We start from the raw sequence: 11,174 nt of genomic DNA, 5'->3' as shown, positions 1-11,174 counted from the left end.
CTGCGGTTTTTTTTGCGCGCATAACTGTAATCAACAATGGGCTGGAAAAGGCCCATTTTTTTATTGTATGACGGATTTATACACACTTACCGAACAGGCAATTGCCGGCCTTGGTGTCGAACTTGTTGATGTCGAACGGGCGGCCCTTGGACTGTTGCGGGTCACAATCGACCGCGAGGGCGGCGTTACGATCGAAGACTGTGAACAGGTTTCGCGGCAGCTTTCGCGCGTATTCGAGGTAGAAAACGTTGAATACAAACGGCTTGAAGTCGGCTCCCCGGGAGTCGATCGGCCGTTGCGCACTCGTCGGGATTTCGATCGGTTCGCTTCGCAGCAGGCGCGTGTAGAAGTAAAATTGCGGGAACCGCAGGACAATCGCAAGGTATTTGCCGGTATTCTGCGGCACAAAGATAGTTCAGATGGTGCGCCGACAGAGATGTTCTGTCTGGAATTTGACATTAAAAAGAACGAGACACAGACAATTGAGTTTGCCTTCGATGATATCGAAAAGGCAAAGCTGGATCCGGTTCTTGATTTCAAGGGTAAAAAGCGATGAGTCGCGAAATTCTTCTGCTTGTAGATGCATTGGCACGTGAAAAAAACGTATCGCGTGAGGTCGTATTTGGTGCGCTTGAAAATGCGCTTGCCTCTGCGATGAAAAAGCGCTTCAAGGACGACGCTGATATTCGTGTTGTCATTGACCGCGCAAATGGCTCGCATGAGGGGTACAGACGCTGGTTGGTGGTGCCCGATGAAGCGGGACTGCAGGAGCCGGATCGGCAGGAACTGTTGTCTGAAGCGCAGGAAATCCGACCTGGTATCCAGGAAGGTGAATATTTGGAAGATCCGCTGGAGCCCATCGAATTCGGGCGTATTGGTGCGCAGGCTGCCAAGCAGGCAATTATTCAGAAAATCCGCGATGCCGAAAGAGAGCAGGTATTGAATGACTTTCTGGATCGCGGCGAAACGATTATTTCCGGCACGATCAAGCGCCTGGATAAAGGCGATGCCATTATTGAGACCGGCAAGATCGAAGCGCGCCTGCCTCGTTCCGAAATGATACCCAAAGAGAATCTGCGGGTTGGTGACCGCGTTCGCGCCTGGGTCGCCAAGGTAGATCGTGCGGCTAGAGGGCAGCAGGTACTGTTGTCCCGTACTGCCCCTGAATTTATCCGTGAATTGTTTGAAAACGAAGTTCCTGAAATCGAGCAAGGTTTGCTTGAAATCAAGGCAGCGGCCCGTGACCCCGGACTTCGCGCTAAAATTGCAGTTGTGGCATATGACAAGCGTATTGATCCTATCGGCACATGCGTAGGCATGCGCGGTTCTCGCGTTACCGCTGTTCGTAATGAACTGGGTGGCGAGCAAGTCGATATCGTATTGTGGGCCGATGAGCCAGCCGAGTTTGTCATCGGCGCACTGGCGCCGGCCGCAGTCGAATCCATTGTGGTGGACGAAGACAAGCACGCGATGGATGTCGTAGTCGATGGCGAGAATTTGCCCAAGGCGATCGGCTCGCGCGGTCAGAACGTGCGTCTGGCATCAGAGCTGACCGGTTGGCAGATCAACATCATGACACCCGAAGAGAACCAGAATCGCCAGGAGCAAGAGCGTAGTGGCCAGCGCAGCATGTTCATGGAACGGCTCGACGTGGACGAACAGGTGGCTGACATTCTGATCGATGAAGGCTTTACCGGACTGGAAGAAGTGGCTTATGTCCCTATCCAGGAATTGCTGGAAATTGACGGCTTCGATGAAGAGACCGTCAACGAATTGCGCAATCGCGCACGTACTGCCCTGCTGACCGAGGCCATTGCCCAGGAAGAGCGGGTTGAAACAGCGCAAGATCTGCTGGATATCGAAGGCTTGACCCCGGAACTGATCGCCACTTTAGGCGACGCCGGCGTGGCAACGCTTGACGATCTGGCCGAACTTGCGACCGACGAACTGGCTGAAATCACGGGTATGACAGATGAGCAGGCCAGCGAAATTATCATGCGCGCCCGGGCGCACTGGTTTGATGACGAAGAAAAGTGATTACAGGGTGAACTGCCCCGGTATGTGTTGTTGCACGGTTGGCCGCCGTGCAATTGACGCACACAAGCGCAGCGGCTTTGTCGATCCAGCCCTGAAGAACGAAGCTCACACTTTGGTCAGCGGCCATCAGCCAGTTATTGAAACGTTGTAAGGGAAGAGAGAACTTAATGCCCAGTAATACCGTAAACCAGTTTGCCGTCGAACTCAAAATGCCAGCGAATGTGTTGCTTGAACAGCTTCGCTCGGCTGGCGTGAATCTGAAATCGGTGGAAGATGTCGTGACCGAAAGCGATAAAGCGAAACTTCTGGACTCATTGCGTCGCGCGCATGGTGCAAAAGATGGAAAAAAAATCACCGTGACCCGCCGTGAAACGTCAGAGATCCGTCAGGCGGATGGCTCCGGTCGTTCCCGCACAATCCAGGTTGAAGTGCGCAAAAAGCGCGTGTTCGTCAAACGGGATGTCAATGAGGGCAAGCCCGAGGCAATCGATGCGCCTCAAGCCAATGAAGCTGCAGCCGTTGCCGGTGCCGAGCAGGCTGCGACACCTGCTGTTGCTCAGACCCAGGATACTCCTGCTGCCCCCGCTCAAGCTCAAGCATCGCCGGCGCCCGCAGCGACCAGCGTAGAACCTGCAGCTCAGCCTGAGCCGGCCCAGCCTTCGGTCAGCGAAAAAGCGCCGGAACCACAGCCGGAAGAAAAGGCAAAAGCCGAAACCGATGCCAAGCCTGCCGTCACAACAGAGACGCCGGCAACTGGGGCGATATCGGCGTCTGCGCCGGCTGCGGAAACAAAGCCTGCCCAGCCTGCGGATACAGCAGCGCCAGCGGCTTCAAAAACCGCTGCTGCGGCGCCAACGCCATCGCCGGCTTCTGGGGCGCAGACCGAGGCCCGCAATACGAGCGCGCGCGATCAGGCCAAACCAGAAGCGGCGCGCACAGAGCAGGCCAAACCACGCCAGCCAGACACCTCGCGTGCCGGGGCTGCGCGTAAACCTGCACCGGTGCGCAGCGAAGCAGCCGATGCCCGTCGCGACGAAGCGCGGCGCCAGGCAGAAGCCGAGGCTGCCGCCCTGCGCGACATGCTGAACAAGCCGCGTAAAGTATTGCGTGCTACGCCGACTGCCGAAGGCACTGACGCGGCGAAAAAAGCCGTGAAGAAAGACGTCAAAACCCTGGCCGCGCCTGGTGCGCACAAGGCTGGTGAAACAGACAAGAAATGGTCTGATGAACAGTCTCGCGGGAAAAAGGCCGTTGCCGAAAAACGTGCCGGTCCTGCCGGCAAGGAAGACGGCTGGCGCTCTTCCGGTGGTCGTGGTGGATCACGCGGTCGCAATAAGCATCAGCATGCCCAGGTGCACCAGCCTTCCACCCCAGAATTTATTGCGCGTGAAGTTCATGTGCCCGAGACGATTACAGTGGCCGACCTGGCCCATAAAATGTCAGTCAAGGCAGCTGAAGTGATCAAAGAACTCATGAAATTGGGTCAAATGGTCACGATCAACCAAGTTTTGGATCAGGAAACAGCCATGATCGTCGTCGAAGAGCTGGGCCATCATGCAATTGCCGCCAAGCTGGACGATCCCGAAGCCTTCCTGGATATCGGCGACACCGGGTCGGACGCAGAGTTGCATCCGCGCGCACCGGTGGTGACTGTCATGGGGCACGTTGACCATGGTAAAACCTCACTGCTCGATTACATTCGCCGTGCCAAAGTGGCTTCTGGCGAAGCTGGCGGCATTACGCAACATATTGGCGCCTATCATGTCCAGACCGAAGGCGGCATGGTCACATTCCTGGACACGCCAGGCCACGAGGCGTTTACCGCCATGCGTGCCCGCGGTGCCAAGGCGACCGACATCGTCATTCTGGTTGTGGCTGCCGATGACGGCGTGATGCCACAAACCAAAGAGGCGATTCACCACGCCAAAGCGGCGGGTGTGCCCATGGTTGTCGCCGTTAACAAGACCGACAAGCCCGAAGCCAATCCGGAGCGCGTCAAGCAGGAACTGGTCACTGAAGAAGTGGTTCCCGAGGAATATGGCGGTGACGTTCCCTTTGTGCCGGTTTCGGCCAAAACAGGGAAGGGCATCGACGAATTGCTGGAAAACGTCTTGCTTCAGGCAGAAATTCTTGAACTGAAGGCGCCGGTTGATGCACCTGCCAAAGGTATCGTGATCGAAGCGCGTCTGGACAAAGGTCGCGGTCCGGTTGCCACCATTCTGGTGCAAAGCGGTACGCTGAATCGTGGCGATGCATTGCTGGCTGGCGCAAGCTTTGGCCGCGTGCGCGCCATGCTGGATGAAAACGGCAAGCCGATTACCAAAGCCGGTCCTTCCATTCCAGTCGAAATCCAGGGCTTGACGGAAGTACCACAGGCCGGTGATGAGGTTCTGGTTCTGGTTGACGAGCGCAAGGCGCGCGAGATCGCGCTGTTCCGTCAAGGCAAGTTCCGGGATGTCAAACTGGCCAGACAGCAGGCAGCAAAACTGGAGTCCATGTTCGACAATATCGGCGAAGGCATGCAGACCCTGTCTCTGATTGTCAAGACCGATGTCCAGGGTTCTCAGGAAGCGCTGGTGCAGTCACTGACCAAACTGTCAACCGACGAAGTGCGTGTGCAGGTTGTACATGCGGCCGTGGGTGGCATTACCGAAAGCGATATTAACCTGGCCATTGCATCGAATGCGGTTGTGATCGGGTTTAATGTCCGGGCAGATCAGAGCACCAAGAAACTGGCCGAGACCAACGATATTGACGTTCGCTACTACAACATCATTTACGATGCTGTCGATGACGTTCGCAATGCGATGTCCGGCATGCTGGCACCTGAAGAGCGTGAAGAGGTCATTGGTATGGTCGAAATCCGCGAGGTCTACAGTATCTCCCGTATCGGTAAAGTGGCCGGTTGTATGGTCACCGAAGGTGTGGTCCGTCGCGATTCGCAGGTACGCTTGCTGCGCAACAACGTTGTCCATTGGACCGGATATCTTGATTCGCTCAAGCGCTTCAAGGACGACGTCAAGGAAGTCAAGTCCGGCTTCGATTGCGGTATCACGCTGCGCAACAACTCCGATATCGAAGTTGGCGACCAGCTTGAAATTTTTGAAATCAAAGAAATTGCACGTTCACTGTAAATTATTATGAACCGTCATAAATCCTCCGGGGCCAACCGGAACGTACGTCTGGCCGAGCAGATCCAGAAAGATCTGGCAGTGTTGATTCAGCGTGAGTTCGATATATCACGCTCGGGTCTGATTACGCTGACCGGCGTGGATTTATCGGCTGACTATGCCCACGCCAAAGTATGGTTTACCGTACTTGGCGCCGAGCCGGAAACGGCAGCGGCATTGCTTAATGAAAAAGCAGGCTGGCTGCATTCTTTGTTGTTCAAAATGTTGCATATCCATACTGTCCCGACGTTGCGTTTTTTTCATGATGATCAACTGGCGCGCGGGATCGAAATGACCCAACTGATAGACCGCGCCAACCGGCCGGAAGACTATCCGGAAAGCGTCGATCCGCTGCCGGACACCAAAGACGATCGCAAGTAATATCAGGGCAGCCGATGGGAAGAAAACGCGGGCAGGAAATCGACGGCGTCCTTTTGCTGGACAAGCAATTTGGCTATTCCAGCAACCAGTCGTTGCAGCGCGTTCGCCGCATGCTGGATGCAAAAAAAGGCGGTCACACCGGAACGCTGGATCCATTTGCCACCGGCCTGCTGGTGTGCTGTTTTGGCAAGGCAACAAAAATTTGCGGGACCATGCTGGATGCAGACAAGTCCTACATCGCGACATTGCAGTTTGGATCTGAGACGGATTCAGGCGATCTGACTGGCGCCGTTGTCCAGCAGACACAGCTGACACCGGAATCGGTCACGCGTGAGAAAATAGACAGGGTATTGCCACAGTTTCGCGGTTCAATACAACAGATTCCACCTATGCATTCGGCGCTCAAGCGGGACGGGCGACCGCTTTATGAATATGCCCGTCAGGGAATCGTACTGGAAAGGGAGCCACGCAGCGTTGTCATTCATCAGCTGCAGGTGCATGCCCTGGATGAAACATCGATGGTGCTGGCTGTTGACTGCAGCAAGGGAACGTATATCCGGACACTGGCCCAGGATATCGGTCGGGCGCTGGGCTGCTTCGCGCATCTGACCGCTTTGCGCAGGACCCGTGTCGGGCCGTTTGATCTGGCCCGCGCCACGACGATAGACCAGCTCCAAGATATGGATAACAGGCTGACCCCCCTGATACCGCTGAATGAAATACCGGATGGCTTGCTGCCGTCCAATATACGACAAAAGGAAGATACATTATGAGCCGAGCGCTCCGTAACGTTGCGATTATTGCGCACGTTGACCATGGAAAAACAACGCTGGTCGATCAGCTATTACGCCAATCTGGTACGTTTCGTGACAACCAGGCGGTTGCAGAACGCGTTATGGACTCGAACGATATCGAGAAGGAACGTGGTATTACGATTCTGTCCAAAAACTGTGCCGTCGAATATGAAGGCACGCATATCAATATTATCGATACGCCCGGGCACGCCGACTTCGGCGGTGAAGTAGAACGGGTGTTGTCCATGGTTGACGGCGTGCTCTTGCTGGTCGATGCCGTTGAAGGCCCTATGCCGCAAACGCGTTTTGTGACCAAGAAGGCGCTGGCCCTTGGTCTGAAGCCGATTGTTGTTGTCAATAAAATTGACCGCCCCGGCGCGCGTCCGAATTTCGTTATCGACACCACCTTCGATCTGTTTGACAAACTTGGCGCCACAGAAGAACAGCTTGATTTCCCGATCGTTTACGCTTCGGGCCTGAGTGGTTACGCCGGCCTGACCGATGACGTTCGTGATGGCGATATGCGCCCGCTGTTTGACGCTATTCTGGAGCATGTCCCGCAGCGCAACGACGACAAGGAAGCGCCGCTGCAGTTGCAGATCATTTCACTTGACTACAACAGCTACGTCGGCAAGATTGGCGTGGGCCGTATCAATCGTGGCAGAATCCGTCCGGGTCAGGAAGTCCTGGTACGTTTTGGTGAAGACGGCGAGCAAAGCAAGGGCCGTGTCAACCAGGTCTTGAAATTCAAGGGCCTGGAACGTGAACAGGTGGAGAGCGCCGACGCCGGCGACATCGTGCTGATCAACGGAATCGAAGAAATAGGCATTGGTTGCACCTTGTGTGATCCCAACCATCCGGAACCGTTGCCCATGCTCAAGATTGATGAGCCAACGCTGACCATGAATTTTATGGTCAATACCTCGCCTTTGGCTGGTCGTGAAGGCAAGTTCGTGACCAGCCGCCAGATCCGGGACCGCCTGAATCTGGAACTCAAATCGAACGTTGCTTTACGTGTTCGAGAGACCGGCGATGATACGGTGTTTGAAGTATCGGGTCGTGGTGAATTGCATCTGACAATCTTGCTTGAGAATATGCGTCGCGAAGGATACGAACTTGCCGTTTCACGTCCGCGTGTGGTCTACAGGGAAATCGACGGCGTGCGCCATGAGCCTATGGAACTGCTGACGGTTGATCTGGAAGATGATCACCAAGGCGGTGTAATGGAAGAGCTGGGCCGCCGCAAGGGTGAGTTGCTGGATATGCAATCGGATGGGCGTGGTCGCACGCGCATGGAATATCGTATTCCCGCACGTGGCCTGATTGGCTTTCAGAGCGAATTCCTTTCCATGACGCGTGGTACTGGCCTGATGAGTCATATCTTTGATGAATATGCACCTGTGCGCGAAGGTAGCATCGGCGAGCGCCGTAATGGCGTACTGATCAGCCAGGACAACGGCGATGCGGTGGCCTATGCCTTGTGGAAACTGCAGGACCGTGGCCGCATGTTTGTGTCTCCCGGCGAGGCGCTATACGAAGGCATGATCATCGGTATTCACAGTCGTGATAATGATCTGGTGGTAAATCCGATTAAAGGCAAACAGCTGACCAACGTACGCGCCTCGGGCACGGACGAGGCCGTGCGCCTGGTGCCGCCCATCAAGCTGAATCTGGAGTATGCGGTCGAATTTATTGATGAAGACGAACTGGTTGAAGTCACACCAAAGAGTATTCGTCTGCGCAAGCGCTATCTGCTGGAGCACGAACGCAAACGTGCTGCACGCGAAAGCAACTGATAAGATAGTCGACAGGCCTTTTCATTTGCGCCTGTCGTTACCTTACAAAGAACCGTGCCCGGTGTAACCGGCGCACGGTTTTTTTGATGGTCATGCCGCTGAGCCGCCGAACTGAAAAGCGCAGAAGCTCGGAAACGCAGAAGCCGAGAAGCCGAGAAGCTTAGAAGCTTAGAAGCTTAGAAGCTTAGAGGCGGAGAGGCGGAGAGGCGGAGAGGCGGAGAGGCGGAGATGGCGAAATGCCTGCATAGAGTGGTTCGACGACTTTCACGTGTTAACTCGCAATGATGTCTTTGCTGTATCGACGGCCGATCCCGTTCGCTTGTTCTATTTCTGTTCATTCGTTTTGCTTGCCCATTGCACCAATGATGGCTGGGTTTGGCATTGCCGTTTATTGCCAGCGATAGGCAATAAGCGCAGCCAGCATCAGGGCGGCAATAAGCACCCAGCGCATCATGAGGGAGCCATTTTGTCTGATCCAGCCAAAGCCTGCGCCAATGCTGCTTGCCCACAGGCGACTGAGCGCCGGACTGAAAAAGCGTCCGATCCAAAACAGGATCACCCCCATCAAAAGCAGCTTGATTATGGTTGCCATAGTTATTCAATACTTAATCACACGTTGACCACATCTTACCCACAACTTTATCCCGGTGTGGACAGAACCGTGGCTTATCAACAGAATATGTTGAGAATGATGTGGATAGGATTTTAATAATTCTGTAAAACATTGACAACTGTATGATATTACGGCGTTTTTCGATTTCTGATCACATTTTGAGCATCGACTGTTATCCACATCGCTGTCGGGTGCGCCGATTGCATAATACGCTTTGCTTGCTAAGGCTGAGAACGCGTCGGGAATGTTACGATAGAGTCGAACCAGCATCGCAGCAGGGACAATTTTTTACATTACTTTTCATAATATTTTTCACAATACTTAAGGAGATTTTGATGGCTGAACTGCCCGACGTCGGTTTTTCTGATCAATTCCGTATCCATAACGGCAAGACGTTCAGCCTGAAAAAATGTAGCACCGATCCTGATGTTGTGCCAGGCAAGAAAGCGGCAAAAAATCGACTGCAAAAATATGTGGAAGATATCGCAGATTTACAAAACAGGCTATACGCGGATAACCGCTGGTCTTTGCTATTGATTTTTCAGGCCATGGACGCCGCCGGCAAGGATTCGACTATTAAGAACCTGTTATCTGGTGTCAATCCCCAGGGCTGTGAAGTTTATGCATTCAAGCGGCCATCGGAAGAAGAACTGGGTCATGATTTTTTGTGGCGTACCAGCAAGCGCCTGCCACAACGCGGCAATATCGGGGTTTTCAATCGTTCTTATTACGAGGAAACACTGGTGGTGCGTGTTCATCCCAAAATACTTGAGGGCCAGCATTTGCCCAAACCCTGCCTGACTGAAAAGATCTGGGATGAACGCTTTGAAGATATTTGTAATTTCGAAAAGCATATGGACCGCAACGGCACCAAGGTGCTGAAGTTTTTCCTGCATATTTCGCCGCAAGAACAGAAGCAACGATTCCTGGAGCGGCTTGATAACCCTGCGAAGAACTGGAAATTTGAAAGTGCAGACCTGCAAGAGCGGAAGTTCTGGGATGAGTATATGGACGCCTACGAGCAAACGATCATTCACACCGCAAGCGAAGCGGCCCCCTGGTATGTGATTCCGGGCAACGATAAACCCTATGCCCGGCTTGCTGTGGCCGATGCCGTGTTGCAAACACTGCAATCGCTGGATTTGCGTTATCCGGAGCTGGAAAAAGAAGAACAGAAAAATCTGGCCGGCTATAAGGCGCAGCTGAAACAGGAATCAAAAAAGTCATAAAGCCGAGGGCCTGACCTTTGCGCGGAAGGTTACAGGCAAGGCCAGGGATTGTTCTCTGTTATTTGCGGCTTCCATATGTATTGCAACTGTGATTGGCCGCCGCAGTGTATGGCGCTGCCGTGTGCTGACGGCTTACCATGTACAACAGCGCCGTCTGTTGCGTCGCAGCACGGCATTCGCTACGTTAAGCAACCGGCCCTGCAGCAATATCGTGTCGTTTGTCGCCGATGCAGCACTGGCAGTAGCCGATAAAAAATTGCGAATAACGATATAAGGATAATGACTAAATATTATCGGCAACTGACTTGATGCGGTCACGTTTGCAATGCTATATTGACCACACTTATCCAGGCACCCGGACAACGGTGCCCAACGCAATGGTGTTGACAGCACATCGTGAACAGCTGCGTCGATTGTCATCGGCAACTGTATAACGTTGGACAGGAGAAAAACAGTGGCGACCTTGAATAAAACTGAACGCGTCAAATCCCGTATCGTCAATCGCCCATTTGATTTTGAACGTGCTTCGCTGGCTTTGTTCAAACAATTAAAATTATTGGCGGGCCAGTCAGGCAAGCCCGGCATGGCAAGCGAATGGAAAGACCCACCTCGCGTACGTTGGTAATCAAGCCAACGCCCGCGCGCAAAAGGCATCATGCAGCTTCAAATCAGACAGTTTCATCCCGATGATACCGAGCAAATAATTGCGTTGTGGCAAGCCTGCGGCCTGACGCGTCCCTGGAACGACCCATACAAAGATATCGATCGCAAGCTGCAGCAAGCGCCTGAGTTGTTTATGGTGGCGCAGCAGGATGGCCAGCTGGTGGGTTCGGTGATGGCTGGCTATGACGGGCACCGCGGGTGGATTTATTATCTTTGCGTCGTGCCACAGTATCAATCGCAGGGCATCGGGAAAAGATTGGTATTGCAGGCAGAGCAAAGACTGCGTGCCAAAGGCTGCCCGAAAGTCCAGTTGATGATTCGGCAGGATAACAGCACGGTGCAGTCGTTTTACCAGACAATGGGCTACGAGCCGGCAGAGGTGCTGGTGCTTGGCAAGCGGCTTATTGAAGACGCATAAGCGTACACTTGCGGGCCTCACAAAGGGCGAGCAGGCTGGCCGTGTTCCGGCAAGCCTGCGCTTTGGCGATATC

The 11,174-nt window shown here is 53.9% G+C and carries 10 protein-coding genes; 8 read left to right on the top strand and 2 right to left on the bottom strand.

Annotated features, from left to right (window positions below; all coding sequences use genetic code 11):
* Positions 1–67 precede the first annotated feature (67 nt).
* The 6 genes from rimP to typA all read left to right on the top strand — a co-directional run bounded on the left by rimP (position 68) and on the right by typA (position 8,178).
* Positions 68–556, top strand: coding sequence for a ribosome maturation factor RimP (rimP, locus tag CAP48_RS14525; protein ID WP_100697964.1), 489 nt, complete (start codon positions 68–70; stop codon positions 554–556).
* Entirely contained in the window at positions 553–2,037 is a 1,485-nt protein-coding gene (gene nusA / locus CAP48_RS14520; RefSeq protein WP_100697962.1) for a transcription termination factor NusA, read from the top strand. Before rimP ends, nusA begins: the two co-directional genes overlap by 4 nt.
* 167 nt (positions 2,038–2,204) lie before the next feature.
* A complete protein-coding gene (infB, locus tag CAP48_RS14515) occupies positions 2,205–5,171 on the top strand; it encodes a translation initiation factor IF-2 (RefSeq protein WP_100697960.1) in 2,967 nt (988 codons plus the stop codon).
* A 6-nt stretch (positions 5,172–5,177) separates the two neighbouring features.
* Complete coding sequence (rbfA, locus tag CAP48_RS14510) at positions 5,178–5,588, top strand: 30S ribosome-binding factor RbfA (RefSeq protein ID WP_100697958.1); 411 nt, start codon at positions 5,178–5,180, stop codon at positions 5,586–5,588.
* Positions 5,589–5,602: 14 nt separating this feature from the next.
* Positions 5,603–6,361 carry a tRNA pseudouridine(55) synthase TruB gene (gene truB / locus CAP48_RS14505; RefSeq protein ID WP_100697956.1) on the top strand — a complete coding sequence of 253 codons (759 nt, stop codon included), beginning with the start codon at positions 5,603–5,605 and terminating at the stop codon, positions 6,359–6,361.
* A complete protein-coding gene (typA, locus tag CAP48_RS14500; protein WP_100697954.1) occupies positions 6,358–8,178 on the top strand; it encodes a translational GTPase TypA in 1,821 nt (606 codons plus the stop codon). Before truB ends, typA begins: the two co-directional genes overlap by 4 nt.
* A gap of 388 nt (positions 8,179–8,566) precedes the next feature.
* On the opposite strand, the gene CAP48_RS14495 is transcribed toward typA, so the two are convergent.
* Positions 8,567–8,770, bottom strand: a complete 204-nt coding sequence (locus CAP48_RS14495) for a hypothetical protein (RefSeq protein WP_100697952.1) — start codon at positions 8,768–8,770, stop codon at positions 8,567–8,569.
* Positions 8,771–9,126: 356 nt separating this feature from the next.
* Between CAP48_RS14495 and CAP48_RS14490 the strand changes: the two genes are divergently transcribed.
* Positions 9,127–10,020, top strand: a complete 894-nt coding sequence (locus tag CAP48_RS14490) for a polyphosphate kinase 2 family protein (protein WP_100697950.1) — start codon at positions 9,127–9,129, stop codon at positions 10,018–10,020.
* Positions 10,021–10,152: 132 nt separating this feature from the next.
* On the opposite strand, the gene CAP48_RS20100 is transcribed toward CAP48_RS14490, so the two are convergent.
* Positions 10,153–10,677 (bottom strand): hypothetical protein, encoded by a 525-nt coding sequence (locus tag CAP48_RS20100; RefSeq protein WP_153045710.1) that lies wholly within the window; start codon positions 10,675–10,677, stop codon positions 10,153–10,155.
* Here CAP48_RS20100 and CAP48_RS14485 point away from each other — a divergent pair.
* On the top strand, positions 10,676–11,101 hold the full coding sequence (locus CAP48_RS14485) for a GNAT family acetyltransferase (RefSeq protein ID WP_100697948.1): 426 nt from the start codon (positions 10,676–10,678) through the stop codon (positions 11,099–11,101). The genes CAP48_RS20100 and CAP48_RS14485 overlap by 2 nt on opposite strands.
* The last annotated feature ends 73 nt before the right edge of the window (positions 11,102–11,174 follow it).

Source organism: Advenella sp. S44, assembly GCF_002810445.1.
Taxonomy (GTDB): domain Bacteria; phylum Pseudomonadota; class Gammaproteobacteria; order Burkholderiales; family Burkholderiaceae_B; genus Advenella.
The sequence above is the reverse complement of the archived record's forward strand: the minus strand, read 5'-3'. Positions and strand labels throughout refer to the sequence as shown.

Excerpts from the sequence above, each read along its gene's own strand:
- CAP48_RS14490 (WP_100697950.1), top strand. The coding sequence starts at position 9,127 with ATGGCTGAACTGCCCGACGTCGGTTTTTCTGATCAATTCCGTATCCAT.
- truB (WP_100697956.1), top strand. The coding sequence starts at position 5,603 with ATGGGAAGAAAACGCGGGCAGGAAATCGACGGCGTCCTTTTGCTGGAC.
- rbfA (WP_100697958.1), top strand. The coding sequence starts at position 5,178 with ATGAACCGTCATAAATCCTCCGGGGCCAACCGGAACGTACGTCTGGCC.
- typA (WP_100697954.1), top strand. The coding sequence starts at position 6,358 with ATGAGCCGAGCGCTCCGTAACGTTGCGATTATTGCGCACGTTGACCAT.
- CAP48_RS14485 (WP_100697948.1), top strand. The coding sequence starts at position 10,676 with ATGCAGCTTCAAATCAGACAGTTTCATCCCGATGATACCGAGCAAATA.
- CAP48_RS14495 (WP_100697952.1), bottom strand. The coding sequence starts at position 8,770 with ATGGCAACCATAATCAAGCTGCTTTTGATGGGGGTGATCCTGTTTTGG.
- CAP48_RS20100 (WP_153045710.1), bottom strand. The coding sequence starts at position 10,677 with ATGATGCCTTTTGCGCGCGGGCGTTGGCTTGATTACCAACGTACGCGA.
- rimP (WP_100697964.1), top strand. The coding sequence starts at position 68 with ATGACGGATTTATACACACTTACCGAACAGGCAATTGCCGGCCTTGGT.
- infB (WP_100697960.1), top strand. The coding sequence starts at position 2,205 with ATGCCCAGTAATACCGTAAACCAGTTTGCCGTCGAACTCAAAATGCCA.
- nusA (WP_100697962.1), top strand. The coding sequence starts at position 553 with ATGAGTCGCGAAATTCTTCTGCTTGTAGATGCATTGGCACGTGAAAAA.